A 15590-nucleotide genomic window follows, 5' to 3' on the forward strand; every position below is an offset into this window, starting at 1 on the left:
AAACGCAGCGTTTTGTAGAGATCAATGGCGTAGGTGCAATTCGGGAAAACTGTTTAATGTCCGCATTTTATCGAAATATAGCGTAGACTAGCGAACTATATTTCCCAAATTGGTAAGGCTGAGGTCGTGAGCTCAATCCTCACCGGCAGCACCACTTTTTCCTGACATTCCCGCCGCTTGGCGGAGCAGCTCGGCGACATGGCGCAGCTTGTCGGGATTGCGGACGATGTAGATCGCGGTGATGCGCCCATCGCGCACCGCCAGCGCCGTGGTCTGGAGCACGTCGCCGCGTTCGCGGCTGACATAGCCCGGCAGGCCGTCGATCGATCCGACATGCAGCAGCCTGGCCGGCTCGCCGCGATATTTGCGGTGCAGGCCGGCGAACAGCCGCAGGACGCGGTCCAAGCCGCGGATCGCATTGCGGAAGGCGAGGACGCGGCCGCCACCGTCGGCATGGATCACCACATCCTCGGCGAGCAAGGCCGACAGCGCCGTCGCGTCGCCGTCGCGCGCCGCCGTGAAGAAGGCACCGGCGATCCGCGCCGCCTCGCTGCGCCCCACCGGATAGCGTTGCCGCGCCTCGCCGACGTGACGACGCGCCCGCGCCGCGAGTTGCCGCACCGCGGCCGGCGCACGGTCGAGCGCCGCCGCCACCTCGGGCAAAGCGACGTCGAACACGTCGTGGAGCAGGAAGGCGGCGCGCTCCAGCGGTGACAGGCGTTCGAGCGCCAGCATCAGCGTCAGCGTGAGATCGTCCGCCATCTCCTCCGCCCCGTCGATGACGAGCAGCGGCTCGGGCAGCCACGCGCCGACATAGGTCTCGCGGCGTACCCGCGCCGATTTGAGATGATCGAGGCACAGGCGCGTGACGACCCGCGTCAGCCATGCCGCCGGCGACGCCACCGCGTCCGCCCGCGCCCAGCGCAGCCAGGCGTCCTGCACCACGTCCTCCGCCTCGGCGAACGAGCCGGTCATCCGATAGGCGAGGCGGAGCAGCCGCGGCCGCTCCGCCTCGAACGCCGCCGCGTCAGCCATCGTCCACCGGATGCGGCACGCGGAAGCCGACCTGTACGCGGTTCCAGATATTGATCGCCCCGATCGCCATCGTCAGCCAGACCTGCTCGCCGGGCGTGAATGCCGCCGCCAGCGCGTCATAGTCGACATCGGGCGCCTGCGTCTCGGGCAAGCGCGTCAACGCCTCCGCCCAGCCAAGCGCCGCGCGTTCGCGATCGGTGTAGAGCGTCGACTCCCGCCAGGCCGTCAGCATGGAGAGGCGCAATTCGGTTTCGCCGTGGCGGCGCAGATCGCCCGAGTGCATGTGGAGGCAAAAGGCGCAGCCATTGATCTGCGACACCCGGAATTTGACCAGCTCGAGCAGATTATGGTCGAGCCCGCTGTGCATGAAACTCTGTTCCAGCGCGGCCATCGCCCTGACGGCTTCGGGGGCGAGCGCATGGGGATTGCGGATACGTGGCGTCATCGTCGATCTCCCTCGGCGCAGGATCGCGCCCGGCGAGAAGACGAGACAGGCGCGGCAGGTGTGACATGCCGCCCGCCCTTCGATCGCACGGCTGTCGCGGCCCGGACGCGGCGCCTCCGGGCCGCGTGCCGTTAGATCTGCGCCATGCCGCCGTCGACGAACAGCTCGCTGCCGGTCATGAAGCTGCTGTCGTCCGACGCCAGGAACGCCGCAGCACCCGCGGTCTCGGCGGGGTCGCCGAGCCGGCCGAGCGGGGTCGTCGCGCCCATCGCCTCGAACGCCTCCGTGCCGACGACCTCGAGCGCGAGGTCGGTGCGCGTCGGTCCCGGCGAGAGCACGTTGACGCGGATGCCGGTGCCGCGCAGGTCCTGCGCCCAGCTGCGGGCGAAATTACGCACCGCCGCCTTGGTGGCGCTGTAGACGCTGAACTGCGGCGTCCCCATCACCCCGGTGGTCGATCCGGTCAGGATGATCGACCCGCCGGCCCGCATCAGCGGCAGGCCCTTCTGCACGGTGAACAGCAGGCCCTTCACGTTGACGTCGAAAATCTGGTCGTAATGCTCCGGGGTGATGGTGCCGAGCGCGGCGAAGGCACCGGTGCCGGCATTGGCGAGCAGGATGTCGAGCTGGCCGCGCTCCGCCCGGACCGTGTCGTAAAGCGTGTCGAGATCGGCGAGGTCGTCGACCGACCCGCGCACCGCGCGCGCCTTGTCGCCGAGCGTCGCCAGTGCGGCATCGAGCGCCGCCTGCCGCCGCCCGAAGATATAGACGAACGCGCCTTCGTCGATGAACCGTTTGGCGGATGCCAGACCGATGCCGCTGCCGCCACCGGTCACCACTGCCGTCCTGCCCTGCAATCTGTTCATAGCCTATCTCCATTCGAGGAGCGGCAGAGCTGGCGGCGTGCAAACCTATCGACAAGTATGCACCTTTTGGTAAGTACCGGAATATGGACGATATTGCTTCACCCCCTGTGTTTTCCTGCGGCCTCGACGCGACGCTGCGTATCATCGCCGGCAAGTGGAAGCCGCTGATCGTCTATTTCCTGTGCCTGTCGCCGAGCCGCTACGGCGAGTTGCGCCGCGCGGTCCGCGGGGTCAGCGACAAGATGCTGATCCAGCATCTCAAGGAACTGGAGGCGGACGGCATCGTCGCTCGCCACGATCATCAGGAGGTGCCGCCGCGCGTCGATTATACGCTGACCCCGCTCGGCCACAGCCTGGCGGCGGCGCTGGCGCCCTTATGCGTCTGGGGTTCGGAGAATATGGCGGAGGTGGCACGCGTCTTCGCCGAACGCGACGCCTGGACGCGCGCGGCGGGATGACCGGGTGCCCCGCCTTGACTTGGACGGAGCAGGTGCCGACGATCCGTCCGTAACGGACGTGGCCGTCAGGGCCGTCCGCCGTCAGGAGCGTCACCGATGACCGAACCGTCCCGCCGCCTGTTCCTCTCCGGTGCCGCACTGGCGGTCGCCGCGCCGGTGCTGGCGAAGACGGCGGCGGTGCCGATCGTCAACCCGCTCGTCCGCCAGCGTGCCGATGCACAGGTCTTCCGGCACAGCGACGGCTGGTATTACATGACCGGTTCGGTACCCGAATACGACCGGCTGGTGCTGCGCCGGTCGCGCACGCTGGCGGGCCTGTCGACGGCGAGCGAAAAGGTGCTGTGGCGGCATCAGGCGAGCGGGGCGCTCTCCGGCTTCCTGTGGGCGCCCGAACTGCATCGGATCGACGGGACGTGGATCATGTACTTCGCCGCCGGACCGAGCGGCGGCGGCGCCGACGTCTTCCATATCCGCACCTATGCGATCGTCTGCGACGGCGCCGATCCGATGACCGGCGGCTGGTCGGTGCTGGGTCAGCTCGAGACGCCGTGGGATACGTTCAATCTCGATTCGACCAGCTTCGTCCATCGCGGCACGCGTTATCTGGCGTGGGCGCAGCAGGAGCCAGGGATCGCGACCAATTCCAACCTCTATCTGGCGCCGCTCGCCACGCCGCTGACGCTGGCGGCGAAACCGGTGCGCCTGTCGGTGCCGGACCTCGACTGGGAAACGCGCGGCTACAAGGTCAACGAGGCACCGGCGGTGCTGGCGCGGCACGGGCGGCTGTTCATGACCTATTCGGCGAGCGCCACCGACGCACGCTATTGCCTCGGCATGTTGACCGCCCGCGCCGACGCCGATCTGATGGATGCCAAGGCGTGGAGCAAGAGCCCGGTGCCGGTGATGACCTCGTCGCCCGAGCACAACGTCTATGGGCCGGGGCACAACAGCTTCACCGTCGACGCGCAGGGCCGCGACATGCTGGTGTTCCATGCGCGCGACTATGCGGCGATCGAGGGCGATCCCTTGTTCGACCCCAACCGCCACACCCGCATCCAGCCGATCACCTATCGCGGCGACGGCACGCCGGTGTTCGACCCGCCGGTGGCGAACGGTCCGCTGCGCTGACCGGTCAGAGGTAGCGCAGCCACCAGGCGTCGCTCGCCCGCTTTGCCGCGGCGAAGCGGCGGCAGGCGAACCAGCAGGGCACGGCGACCGCGGCGGCGATCAGCCACAGCCAGCCGACCGCGGGCACGCTGACCAGCCCCTCCTGCCCGATCGCGGCCGCGACGATGCGGTTGCCGGCGTGGAGCAGGTAGAGGTGCAGCAGGTAGAAGAACAATGGCGCACCCCCGAAGACCGCCAAGATCGCAGCCGGTCGCCGCGGCAGCGCCTCCAGCCCGGCGAGCAGCCCCGCGCCGAGGCCGAGCGTGAGCAGCAGGAAGTCGGCGGACGGCGGATATTTGGTCAGATTGAGGAAGCCCAGCGCGGTGACGAGCGCGTCGTCGCCCGCCTGCCATGGCACCGGCTCGCCATAGCCGTTGACCAACCGCAGCGCGACGAAGCCGGTCAGCATCGCCAGCCCCGTCGTCAGCAGGCGCCGCCGCCGCCACGCCGGCGCGACGTCGCGCGCGAACCACGGCCCGATCGCATAGCCGAGCGCGATCACCCCGATCCACGGCAGCACCGGATAGGAGGTGCGCGCCCGCCCGCCCCACGGCAGATCGATGAAGCCGCGATCGTGCAGGATCGCCCACAGGTCATGCCCCGGCTGGCCCGGCGCGATGGTGATCGGATCGAGCAGATTGTGGCCGAGCAGGATGACGAGGCCGACCGCGACCAGCGCCGCACGCGGCAGATGGACGAGCGCCGCGAGCGCGATCATCGACAGGCCGATCGCCCAGATCACCTGCAGGAAGACGGTCGCCGGCGTGACGTCGAAGGTCCAGGCGAAATTGACGACGGTCCATTCGAGCGCGACCAGGAACAGCCCGCGCTTGGCGAGGAAGGCGGATGCCGCCTTCTGGCCGCCGCGCGGTGCGGCATAGAGCCAGGCGGCAAGTCCGGTCAGCGCGACGAACACCGGCGCGCAGAGATGCGCGGCGAGGCGCGTCGCGACCAGCGCCGGCGCGGTCGTGCGCAGATCCATGGGATCGGCGACCTGCGCGTGCAGGAAGAAGAATTCGCGGCTGTGGTCGACCAGCATCAGCAGGATCACCAGCCCACGCAGCGCGTCGATCGACACAATGCGGGGCAGTCGTACCGTCGTGGCGTCAGCGCGCGAAGACATCGGGTCTGGCAGAATGAACTCCTTTCGCATTGCGCGATGTTACATCATACCGAAAAAGGCAAGGCTCGACTGCTGCCACCACGGTGGCCACAGCCCCTCGCTAATGCGGGTGCCGACGGCCATTCCGGCCGCGGAGAAACGGATGATGCTGACCCTGTTCCACGCCCCGCATTCACGCTCGACGCGCATCCTCTGGCTGATCGAGGAACTCGGCTTGCCGCATGATCTCCGCTATGTCTCGATCCGCTATCGCGACGGCAGCGGCGACGGCCCCGATCCCGCCAACCCGCACCCCGACCGCAAGGTGCCGGCGCTGTGCCACGACGACGCTCTGGTCACGGAGAGTGCCGCGGTCGCACTGTATCTCGCCGACCTCGCGCCACAGGCCGGACTGGCGCCGGCGATCGGCGATGCGGACCGCGGCCCGTATCTGACGTGGCTGAGCTGGGTAGAGGGCGAATTCGGTCCTGCGCTGTTCCAGCGTCTCGCCGCGGCGCCCGGCGCGCCCGAGCCCGCCGCTTTCGGCGCAGCGCTGCGCCGGATCGACGATGCCCTGGCGCGCGGGCCGTTCCTGCTCGGGTCGCGGTTCAGCGCCGCCGACGTGATGCTCGGCGGCACGCTCGGCTGGGCGCGACAGGTGCTGCCGGATACCGGCGCGATCGCGGCTTATGGCGAGAGGCTCGCCGCCCGCCCCGCCTTCGTGCGGGCCATGGCGCGTGATGCGGCACCGCAGGTGGCGGCGTGACCGCGCGCGACCTGTGGCTGGGGCTGAGCGGCTTCGTGGTCGCCGCGGTGCCGATCCTGCTCGTCCCGCTGCTCGCCCGCGTCTAGGCTGCATCCATGCGTCGTGCCGACCGCCTGTTTGAGATCGTCCAGCTCCTGCGCCGCGCCCGCGGTCCGCTGACCGGGGAGGCGATCGCCGCGGAACTGGAGACGAGCCGGCGGTCGGTATATCGCGACATCGCCGCGCTGATCGCGCAGCGCGTGCCGATCCGCGGCGAGGCGGGGATCGGCTACGTGCTCGAACGCGGGTTCGACATGCCGCCGTTGATGCTGACCTCGGACGAGGTCGAGGCGGTGGTGCTCGGCGCGCAATGGGTGCTGGTCCATGCCGACGATGGCCTCGCGCGGGCCGCCGCCGACGTGCTCGCCAAGATCGCGACGGTCATCCCGCCGCACCTCCGCGCCGCGATCGAGGATCCGGCGGTGATCACCCCGCCGGCATGGCACGAACGCGGCGATGCCGGCGTCGATGTCGCCCGGTTGCGCGCCTGGAGCCTGCAGGGCCGCAAGCTGACGATCCGCTATAGCGATGCCGACGGTCGGGAGAGCGAGCGCACGGTGTGGCCGCTCCTCGTCGGCTATCTCGACAGCGTCCGGATGCTGATCGCCTGGTGCGAGCTGCGCGGCGATTTCCGCATGTTCCGCACCGATCGGCTGGTCGCGATCGACTTCCTCGAGACGCGCTATCCGGAACATCGGGCGACGCTGCGCCGCCGCTGGCTGGCGATGATGGCGGCGCGGCGGGAACGCTAGGCGGATACGCCCTTCGACAAAATGGCCCCCAAGGGTTAGCGTTTTCTTAGCAAGCCTGAACGTCGATCGGTCCTAGGCGGCCGCGGCCAGCGAGGACAACAGGCCGGAGATGCGCGCGCGCAGGCCCGGTTCGCGGGTGATCTCCAGCATCGCGGTGAGGCTGCGCCGCGCCGCCGCGACATCGCCGTCGACCAGTTCGAGCCGCGCCCGCTCCCACCAGCCATGGCCATAGGCCGGCGCCATCGCCGTCATCCGCTGATAGAGCGTCAGCGCGCGCCGGCCGTGCCCCGCCGCCTCGGCACGCGTCGCCTGGTTGAGCAGCAGCCGCACCAGCACCGCGCGATTGGGCATCGCGGCGACGTGGCTGACCGCGGGCGTCTGCCCCGGCGTCATCGCCTGCACCATCGTCGCCAGTTCCTCGGCGCCGACCGGACGGCCGCCGCGGAACGGGTCGATCATCACCGGCGCGACGTCGTCGCCGATCAGCACCAGCACATGACCGGGCACGTCGAGGACATGCGCGATCCAGCCGAGCCGCCGCGCCGCCGCCACGTAGAGGATCGACAGGCTGACCGGCAGGCCGCGGCGGCGCTCGATCACGCGGATGAGGTCGGCGTTGGCGGGATCGTCATAGGTCGCGGCGTCGCCGACGAAGCCGAACTCGGCGCCGAACACCTGTGCGAGCCGCTCGGCCTGCGCCCGCGCACCGGTCACGCCCGGCGCCACTTCGTCGAGCCGGTCGGCGATCGCGTCGATCAGCGCACGGCCGGGTTCGTCGTCGCCCGCCTCGTGGTCGAGCAGGGCGAGCGCGAGCGCCGCGTGATCGAGGATGATGTCCTCGTCGTCGAGCAGGCCAAGGCGAATGAGATCATCTTCCATGGTGCCAAGATGGGCGCGCGGCGATGTTCCGCAACCGCGACCATCGGCCGGTTGCGACCCGGCCGCCTTGCGCTAAGCCGATACCACGACGAGCCGCGGCGAAGCGGCGCCAGCGAGAGGACCCGCGCCATGACGACGACCGCCGCCCTGCTCCGCATCATCGCGCCGCTCGCGCTGCTGGGCGCCGCCGCGCCCGATGCCGGCGTCGAACGGCCGATCGTGCAGACCCGCTTCACCGCCGATCCCGCGCCGCTGGTCCACGACGGCGTCGTCTATCTCTACACCAGCCACGACGAGGACGACGCCGACGGCTTCAAGATGCTCGACTGGCGACTCTACAGTTCCACCGACATGGCGAACTGGACCGACCGCGGCGTCGTCGCCTCGCTCAAAACCTTTCCCTGGGCGTTGCAGACCAACGACGCCTGGGCGCCGCAGGTGATCGCGCGCGGCGGCAAATTCTATCTCTATGCGCCGATCACCGTCGCCGGGTCGCCGCGCAACGTCATCGCGGTGGCGGTCGCCGACACGCCGGCGGGGCCGTTCCGCGACGCGCTCGGCAAGCCGCTGATCGCACCCGGCGAAGGCTATTTCGATCCGACGGTGTGGATCGACCGCGACGGCCAGGCCTATCTCTACTGGGGCAACCCCGATTTGTGGTACGTCAAGCTCAACGAGGACATGGTGTCCTATAGCGGGCCTATCACCAAGCTGCCGCGGATCAGGGATTATCAGGAGGGACCGTGGTTCTACGGGCGCAACGGCCGCTATTATATGGCGTTCGCCTCGACCTGCTGTTCCGAGGGGATCGGCTATGCGATGAGCGACCGGCCGACCGGCCCGTGGGTCTACAAGGGCGAGATCATGCGCCACGATGCGCGCTCGACCGGCAACCATCCCGGCATCATCGACTATAAGGGCGGCTCCTACGTCTTCGGCTTCCATTACGAACTGAACTTCGCGCTCACCCCGATCCATCACGAGCGACGCTCGGTCGCGGTCGCCAAATTCACCTACAATCCCGACGGGACGATCCCGAACCTCGGCTGGTGGGACAGGACGCGCGCGCCACAGATCGGCACGCTCGATCCCTATGCGCGCGTCGAGGCGGAGACGATCGCCTGGACCGGGCGGATCAAGCGCCCGATCGATCGCGCTTATGACTGGGCGCCGGGCGTCACCACCGCGCAGGACGCGGCGCGCGTCTACGTCACCCGCGCGACGGATCGCAGCTACATCAAGGTCGCCGGGGTCGATTTCGGCACGGCGGGGGCGAAACGCTTCACCGCCACGGTCGTCGGGGGCACGCCGGAGGCCCGGATCGAGCTGCATGCCGACGCCGTCGACGGTCCGCTGCTCGGCACGCTGCCGGTCGGGATGACCGGCGCGGCCGGACGATGGCAGCAGCGGACCACCGATGTCGCCGGCGCGCGCGGGGAACACGATCTGTATCTGGTGTTCCGCGGCAGGAGCCCCGGCTCGCTGCTCGACATCGACTATTGGCGCTTCGCCCGCTGACCGCGGTCACACGCCGAGCAGGTGCGCGGTCTGCAAGGTGGTGTCGAGATAGGCTTCGAGCGCGGTGATCCCCGCCGGCGACAGGGTGAGCGGCGCGTCGGGATCGTCGCTGGTGTCGCCGACGACCAGGCCGGTACGCGCCAGATGCTGCATCCAGCGCGCCATGGTCAGCGGCGTGCAGGCAAGCTCGGCGGTGATCGTCCGCCCGGTCAGCCGCCGCCCCTCGGCATCGGCGACGAACAAGACGAGCAGCACCTCCCACGGCCATTCGCCGAACAATTCGGCGGGCAGCAGATCAAGTCGCGACCGCCGGTTGACGAGAATCGCGCGCGCCGCCTCGCTCAGCCGGTCGCCATGGCCGGTCGCCGCCGGGCCGTCCACATCCCGCGCCGCCATCGACTCAGGCCTCCGATGCCACGTCGAGCGAATCGAGGGCGTCAAGCGCCTCGCACAATTTCGCCGCGAGCAACGTATGGCCGAGGTCGGAGGCGCGCTCGACGTGGTCGAGCAACTGGTAGCGCATCTGCCGCAACGCCGCCGGCCGGACGTCGGCGACCGGCGCGGGCCGCGCACCACCGGCCAGCGCCGAAACGAGGCAGGCACCGTCGATCGGCTTCTCGCACCGGATCAGATGCGCATAGGCCGGCGGTACGTCGGCGCGATCGTTGCCGGTGGCGAAGACGCAGGGCGTGCCGCGCGCCAGCAGCAGATCGACGACCGGATAGACCTTCTGGTCGCCGAGATTGATATCGAGGACCGCGCCGTCGATATCCCCCTCCAGCGCGAGCAAATCCAGCGCCTGCGCGACCGAGGGAACCGGGCCGAGCACCACCGCGCCGGCGCGGCGCAGCTTCCGCTCCATCGCATCGGCGACCATATATTCGTCCTCGACGACCAGCACCCGGCGGTTTTGCAGCAGCGTCTCAGCCATCATCCAAACTCCCCACCCGCCCGATCCGACACCATCGCCACCGCGATGCGGCAGTGGACGCCATCATCGGTGAAGGCATAGCTCGTTTTCGCCCCCAATTGATAGGGCAAGGCGCGTTCGATCAATTGCCGGCCGTAGCCGCCCGATCGCGCCCTCGCGGTGACCGGCGGCAGCGTCACGCCGCTTTCGCGCCAGTCGACGTTCAGCCACAGGATCCCGTCGTCGGCGCGCTCGACGTCCCACAGCACGCTGAGCTTGCCGTCGCGTCCCTTCAGCGCGCCATATTTGACCGCGTTGGTGGCGAGTTCGTGCAGCGCCAGCGCGAGGCTCTGCACCGCCCCCGACCGGAGCGGCACGTCGTGCGGACCGTCGAGGACCAGCGACCCGGCGACGCCTTCGCGATGGAAGGCGCCGAGCGCGGCCAGTTCCGAATCGAGCAGGTCGCCGAACGTCACCCGCTGGCCGGCGGCGGCGTGCGACAACAGGCTCTGTACCCGCGCGAGCGCATGCAGCCGGTCGTTGAAACGCTGTTCGAACGCCTCCAGCGAGCCCGCCCCCTCGAGCGTCTTCTCGGCGACCGACTGGACGATGGCGATGATGTTGCGGGTGCGATGCTGCAGCTCGGCGACCATCACCTCCTGCCGATCCTGCGCCTGGCGCAGCGCGTCGATGTCGTTGGAGGTGCCGAGCCATTCGACGATCCGCCCGCACCCGTCGCGGATCGGCAGCGCGCGGGTGCTGAACCAGCGATAGGCGCCGTCCTGATGGCGCAGGCGATGCTCGACGTCGAATCCGCCGCTGTCCTGCGCCAGCGCCCAGGCATCGGTGACCGCGGCGACATCGTCGGGATGGACGAAGTCGAGCCAGCCGCTGCCATGGCCCTCGTGCTCCGGCCGCCCGGTGACCGCCGACCATTGCGGGCTCGCCCAGAACCAGTCGCCCGCCAGCCGCGCCCGCCACAACAGCTGCGGCACGCCCTCGACCAGCACACGCATACGGCGTTCGTTATCGAAGACCGCTTCTTCCAGATGCTTGCGGACGTCGATGTCGATGTTCATGCCGAGCCACTTCTGCACCACGCCGGTCGCATCGCGCAGCGGGATCGCCCGCGCATTCATCCAGCGATAGGCGCCGTCGCGCCCGCGCAGGCGATATTCGAGGTCGATCGGCTCGCACCGGCGCAGCGCCTCCAGCCAGACTTGCATCGTGGCGGCGCGATCGTCGGGATGCAGCACGTCGAGCCAGCCGAAGCCGCGATAGTCGGCGTAGCTCTGCCCGGTATAGGCGCGCCAGCTCGGACTGTCGGTGTCGATCGCGCCGTCGGGCGGCGTTTCCCAGATCGTCGTCGCGATACCGTCGATCAATTGCTGCGCGCGCGCCTGCACCTCGCGGAACTCGGCGTCGCGTTGACGGAAGCTGGCGGCGGTACGGGCGTGGTCGATCGCCACCCAGGCGCGTTCCGCCACGTCGTGCAGCACCGCAAGCTCGGCCGGCTGCCACGTCCGGGCGTGGTCGTCCTCGACGCCGAGCGTCGCGACCAGCCGGCCGCGGCGCATCACCGGCACGACGATCCGCGCACGCCCCCCGGCGCCGTCGGGCGCGACGACTGTTCGGCCGGCGTGCAGCGCCGCCGCATCCCCGGGGTCGCGCCCGATGCCTTTCTCGTCGCTGGCGTCGGTCCAGCGGCAGCGGTCGACCGCCAGCCACGCCGCGACCATCGCGGTGACCCGGTCGCGGATGCCGGCGGCGTCGTCGATCGACTGGATCGCGTCGCTGAGGGTGAGCAGGAACGTCTGCCGCCGCTCGGCGTCGCGCAACGTTTCGGAGGTGCGTTTGAGCGTGTCGATGTCGCTGACCACGCTCGCCTGCCCGATGATCTGGCCCTCGGCATCGCGCAGCGGCGTCGTCGCCACCCGGACCCAGATGTCCTCGCCATCGTCGTTGGAGTAGAGCAGCTCCTGACCGGGAACGACGCTTTCGCCACGCGCCGCGCGGGCACCGGGGAAATCCGTCGGGTCGAGCGGCTTTCTATCCTTGTCCCAGCCGCGCCAGCGCCAGACTCGCTCCGGATCGTTGGACGGCATCGTCCCGGTCGGGCAGAACCGCTGATATTGCGCGTTGGAGACGAGAATCCGGCCCGCCGTGTCGAGCATCGCAACGCCGACGGGCACGCTGTCGAGCGTGGCGGCCAATCGGGCCTCGCTTTCGGCGAGCGCCGCCTCGGCGCGGGCGAGGCGCTGGCGCAGATCGGCGATCGTTGCTGGGTCGTCCATCCGCCAACAACGCACGGATGGCGTTGCGATGCATCGATTGGCGTCAGATTTGGTATAAATAATTCATCGACTTAGCACCAAACCAAGCCGGAGCGGCGGTTACGCGGGCGAGGCGAGCCGCTCGGCGAGGAAATCGACAAACACCCGCACCCGCGCGGGCAGATGCGCGCCGCCGACGAACACCGCATGGATCAGCTCCACGTCACCGGGATTATACGCTTCCAGCAGCGGCACCAGACGGCCATCGGCGATCTCGGCGGCGACGCTGAACCGACCGACGCGGGTGACGCCGACGCCGGCGGTGGCGAGCTGCCCCAGCGTCTCGCCGTTGTTGGCGACGATGCCGCCTTCGACGCAGAGCGAGATATCCCGGCCATCGCGACGGAACGGCCAGGTCGGCTCGGCGCGGCGGAAGCTGAAATTGAGGCAATTGTGCGCGTGCAGATCCTCCGGCACCGTCGGCGTGCCGTGGCGCGCGAGATAGTCGGGCGAGGCGACGATCACCCGGCCGCTCTCGCCCAGCTTGCGCGCGGTGAGCGCGCTGTCGGCGAGCGGGCCGAAGCGGATCGCGACATCCGCCTGCCCGCCCGCGACATCGATCAGCGTATCGGTCAGTGCGATATCAACGAGAATATGCGGATAGGCCGCCGCGAAATCGCCGAGCAGCGGCACGACGCACAGCCGGCCGTGGGCGAGCGCCGCGCTCACCCGCAACCGGCCGCGGGGACTGCCCTGATCGGCGATCTGCTGTTCGGCATCGTCGAGGTCGGCGAGGATGCGCCGGGCGGCGAGCAGATAGGCCTGCCCCTCCGCGGTCAGCGCAAGCCCGCGGGTGGAGCGCAGCAGCAACCGGACGCCGAGCCGCGCCTCAATCCGGTCGATCGCCCGTGCGACGGCCGACGGGGTCAGGTCCAAGCCCCTCGCGGCGGCGGAGAAACTGCCGCCGTCGATGACCGCGACGAACAGGGCGAGCGAGCGTGCGCGATCGCCGTTGCCTGCTATCTTTGCTTCCATTGCACAGATCCTTCGCCTGATCGGGCGGTTCCGCCCTGACGATCCGCCCCGCATCTATGCACGTGACGCCGAACCGCGAAAGGGTTGATGATGGAATACCGGCAATTGGGTGGATCGGGATTGCGCGTGCCGGTGCTGGCGCTCGGCACCGGCACCTTCGGCGGCACGGGTCCGCTCTTCTCGGCCTGGGGCCAGACCGACGCGGCCGAGGCGCGGCGGCTCATTGACATCTGCCTCGACGCCGGCGTCACCTTGTTCGACACCGCCGACGTCTATTCGGACGGTGCGTCGGAGGAGGTGCTCGGCGCGGCGATCGAGGGCCGGCGCGACGCGGTGCTGCTCTCGACCAAGACCGGCCTGCCGATGGGCGACGGGCCGCAGGACTGGGGCGTGTCGCGCGCGCGGCTGATCCGCGCGGTCGAGGCGTCGCTGCGGCGGCTCGGCACCGATCGCATCGATCTGCTCCAGCTTCACGCTTATGACGCCTCGACGCCGACCGAGGAGCTGATGGCGACGCTCGACGCGCTGATCGCGGCGGGCAAGGTGCGCTATGCCGGCGTCTCCAACTATCCGGGCTGGCAGCTGATGAAGGCGCAGGCGATCGCCGATCGCCACGGCTGGCCGCGGCTGGTCGCGCATCAGGTCTATTATTCGCTGATCGGCCGCGCCTATGAGGCCGATCTGATGCCGCTCGGCCGCGACCAGGGCGTCGGCGCGCTCGTCTGGAGCCCGCTCGGCTGGGGCCGCCTCACCGGCAGGATCGGCCGCGACCGCCCGGTCCCCGCGGGCAGCCGCCTGCACGACACCGAGCACTTCGCGCCGCCGGTCGAGCCCGAGCATCTCTACCGCGTCGTCGACGCGCTGGAGGCGGTCGCCGCCGAGACCGGGCGCAGCGTGCCGCAGGTCGCGATCAACTGGCTGTTGCAGCGTCCGACCGTGTCCTCCGTCATCATCGGCGCGCGCAACGAGGCGCAGTTGCGCGACAATCTGGGTGCGGTCGGCGGGGCGCTGACCCCTGCGCAGATCGCCGCGCTCGATGCGGCGAGCGATGTGCTGCCGCCCTATCCGCACACCCCCTATCGCCAGCAGGAAGGCTTCGCCCGCCTCAACCCGCCGCTCGTTTGAAGGACATCCAATCATGAAACCGGATATCGGACTGATTGCGCTGGCGGTCGGCGCCTTTGGCATCGGCGTGACCGAGTTCGCGCCGATGGGCATGCTGCCCGTCATCGCCGGCAGTCTCGGCGTGTCGATCCCCGCCGCGGGCATGTTGGTCAGCGCCTATGCGATGGGCGTGCTGATCGGCGCGCCGCTGATGACGCTGACCACCGGGCGGATCGACCGGCGCACGCTGCTGATCGGCCTGATGGGCATCTTCACGCTCGGCAATGCGCTGTCGGCGCTGGCCGGCGGCTATTGGCTGCTGATGGCGGCGCGGGTCGTCACCTCGTTCAACCATGGCGCCTTCTTCGGCGTCGGATCGGTCGTCGCGGCGAGCCTCGTTCCCCCCGAGCGCCGTGCCGGGGCGGTCGCGGCGATGTTCTCCGGTCTGACGATCGCGACGATCGGCGGCGTGCCGCTCGCCACCTGGGCCGGCGAAGTGCTTGGCTGGCGCACCGCTTTCGCAGGGATCGCGGTGATCGGCGCGGTGGCGATGGTGTCGCTGCGCTTCGCGCTGCCGCCGCTGCCCGCCCCGGACGGCGGCGACATGCGCGACGAGCTGCGCGTGTTGACGCGCGGACCGGTGCTGGCGGCGCTGGCGCTGACCGTGGTGGGGGCGAGCGCGATGTTCACCGTCTTCACCTATATCGTCCCGATCCTGCGCGAGGTGACGCACGGCTCGACCGGGTTCGTGACCGCAATGCTCGTTCTCTACGGGATCGGGCTGACGATCGGCAATACGATCGGCGGCCGGCTTGCCGACCGGTCGATCGAGCGGACGCTGATCGCCAGCTTTGTCGCCATCGTCGCGGTGTTGATCGCCTTCGCCGGGCTGATGCACTGGCCGCTTCCCGCCGCCGTCGCGATCCTGATCTGGGGCGTGGCGAGCTTCGCGATCGTGCCGCCGTTGCAGATGCGCGTGATGCAGGCGGCCGCGGACGCGCCCAACCTCGCCTCGGCGATGAACATCGGGGCGTTCAACCTTGGCAATGCGATCGGCGCGGCGCTCGGCGGCGGAGTGATCGGCGCAGGGCTCGGCCTGCCCGCGGTGTCGCTCGCCGGCGCGGCGATGGCAGCTGCGGCGCTCGTGCTGCTGCTCGCCGCCCGCCGCCCGGCGCGCGCCGCCTGCCCCGTATAGGTGACGGGCGGGGGTTGGGCGGCGATTGGCCTGCGTCAGTGGGGCG

The 15590-nt window shown here is 69.7% G+C and carries 15 protein-coding genes and 1 pseudogene; 7 read left to right on the forward strand and 9 right to left on the reverse strand.

All coding sequences use genetic code 11. The features are described from left to right. Window positions 1-132 precede the first annotated feature (132 nt). The 3 genes from AC07U4_RS08565 to AC07U4_RS08575 form a co-directional block, all read right to left on the reverse strand. Entirely contained in the window at window positions 133-1035 is a 903-nt protein-coding gene (locus tag AC07U4_RS08565; protein ID WP_495195135.1) for a sigma-70 family RNA polymerase sigma factor, read from the reverse strand. After that, window positions 1028-1480, reverse strand: a complete 453-nt coding sequence (locus tag AC07U4_RS08570) for a carboxymuconolactone decarboxylase family protein (RefSeq protein ID WP_495195136.1) — start codon at window positions 1478-1480, stop codon at window positions 1028-1030. The genes AC07U4_RS08565 and AC07U4_RS08570 overlap by 8 nt, the downstream gene beginning before the upstream one ends. A 131-nt stretch (window positions 1481-1611) precedes the next feature. Next, complete coding sequence (locus tag AC07U4_RS08575; protein WP_495195137.1) at window positions 1612-2346, reverse strand: SDR family NAD(P)-dependent oxidoreductase; 735 nt, start codon at window positions 2344-2346, stop codon at window positions 1612-1614. Between the two features lie 83 nt (window positions 2347-2429). Here AC07U4_RS08575 and AC07U4_RS08580 point away from each other — a divergent pair, with 83 nt between their 5' ends. Both AC07U4_RS08580 and AC07U4_RS08585 read left to right on the forward strand, forming a co-directional pair. Beyond that, window positions 2430-2804: a winged helix-turn-helix transcriptional regulator gene (locus tag AC07U4_RS08580; protein ID WP_495195138.1), complete on the forward strand. Its 375-nt coding sequence runs from the start codon at window positions 2430-2432 to the stop codon at window positions 2802-2804. Between the two features lie 96 nt (window positions 2805-2900). Then, window positions 2901-3926 (forward strand): annotated as a pseudogene (locus AC07U4_RS08585) (glycoside hydrolase family 43 protein); the annotation flags it as partial. 10 nt (window positions 3927-3936) lie between these two features. On the opposite strand, the gene AC07U4_RS08590 reads toward AC07U4_RS08585, so the two are convergent. Further along, window positions 3937-5094: an acetyltransferase domain-containing protein gene (locus tag AC07U4_RS08590; RefSeq protein WP_495195139.1), complete on the reverse strand. Its 1158-nt coding sequence runs from the start codon at window positions 5092-5094 to the stop codon at window positions 3937-3939. A 142-nt stretch (window positions 5095-5236) separates the two neighbouring features. Between AC07U4_RS08590 and AC07U4_RS08595 the strand changes: the two genes are divergently transcribed. Together AC07U4_RS08595 and AC07U4_RS08600 are read left to right on the forward strand one after the other, a co-directional pair. Beyond that, a complete protein-coding gene (locus AC07U4_RS08595; protein WP_495195140.1) occupies window positions 5237-5839 on the forward strand; it encodes a glutathione S-transferase family protein in 603 nt (200 codons plus the stop codon). Between the two features lie 95 nt (window positions 5840-5934). Continuing rightward, window positions 5935-6630: a helix-turn-helix transcriptional regulator gene (locus AC07U4_RS08600; protein ID WP_495195141.1), complete on the forward strand. Its 696-nt coding sequence runs from the start codon at window positions 5935-5937 to the stop codon at window positions 6628-6630. A 72-nt stretch (window positions 6631-6702) separates the two neighbouring features. Here AC07U4_RS08600 and AC07U4_RS08605 read toward each other — a convergent pair whose 3' ends face one another. Continuing rightward, window positions 6703-7509 carry a transglutaminase family protein gene (locus AC07U4_RS08605; protein ID WP_495195142.1) on the reverse strand — a complete coding sequence of 269 codons (807 nt, stop codon included), beginning with the start codon at window positions 7507-7509 and terminating at the stop codon, window positions 6703-6705. Window positions 7510-7638: 129 nt separating this feature from the next. On the opposite strand from AC07U4_RS08605, the gene AC07U4_RS08610 reads away from it, so the two are divergent. Next, on the forward strand, window positions 7639-9027 hold the full coding sequence (locus AC07U4_RS08610; protein WP_495195143.1) for a glycoside hydrolase family 43 protein: 1389 nt from the start codon (window positions 7639-7641) through the stop codon (window positions 9025-9027). 6 nt (window positions 9028-9033) lie between these two features. On the opposite strand, the gene AC07U4_RS08615 is transcribed toward AC07U4_RS08610, so the two are convergent. The 4 genes from AC07U4_RS08615 to AC07U4_RS08630 all read right to left on the reverse strand — a co-directional run bounded on the left by AC07U4_RS08615 (window position 9034) and on the right by AC07U4_RS08630 (window position 13245). After that, entirely contained in the window at window positions 9034-9423 is a 390-nt protein-coding gene (locus tag AC07U4_RS08615; protein WP_137898173.1) for a hypothetical protein, read from the reverse strand. A gap of 4 nt (window positions 9424-9427) precedes the next feature. Next, window positions 9428-9958, reverse strand: a complete 531-nt coding sequence (locus AC07U4_RS08620; RefSeq protein WP_137898218.1) for a response regulator — start codon at window positions 9956-9958, stop codon at window positions 9428-9430. Continuing rightward, a complete protein-coding gene (locus tag AC07U4_RS08625; protein WP_495195144.1) occupies window positions 9958-12231 on the reverse strand; it encodes a PAS domain-containing sensor histidine kinase in 2274 nt (757 codons plus the stop codon). Before AC07U4_RS08625 ends, AC07U4_RS08620 begins: the two co-directional genes overlap by 1 nt. 99 nt (window positions 12232-12330) lie before the next feature. After that, entirely contained in the window at window positions 12331-13245 is a 915-nt protein-coding gene (locus tag AC07U4_RS08630; protein ID WP_495195145.1) for a LysR family transcriptional regulator, read from the reverse strand. 90 nt (window positions 13246-13335) lie between these two features. On the opposite strand from AC07U4_RS08630, the gene AC07U4_RS08635 reads away from it, so the two are divergent. Both AC07U4_RS08635 and AC07U4_RS08640 read left to right on the forward strand, forming a co-directional pair. After that, entirely contained in the window at window positions 13336-14370 is a 1035-nt protein-coding gene (locus AC07U4_RS08635; RefSeq protein ID WP_495195837.1) for an aldo/keto reductase, read from the forward strand. Between the two features lie 13 nt (window positions 14371-14383). Then, window positions 14384-15544, forward strand: a complete 1161-nt coding sequence (locus AC07U4_RS08640) for an MFS transporter (RefSeq protein ID WP_495195146.1) — start codon at window positions 14384-14386, stop codon at window positions 15542-15544. Window positions 15545-15590 lie beyond the last annotated feature (46 nt).

The sequence above is a fragment of the Sphingomonas sp. GW821-FHT02B09 genome (assembly GCF_059421875.1).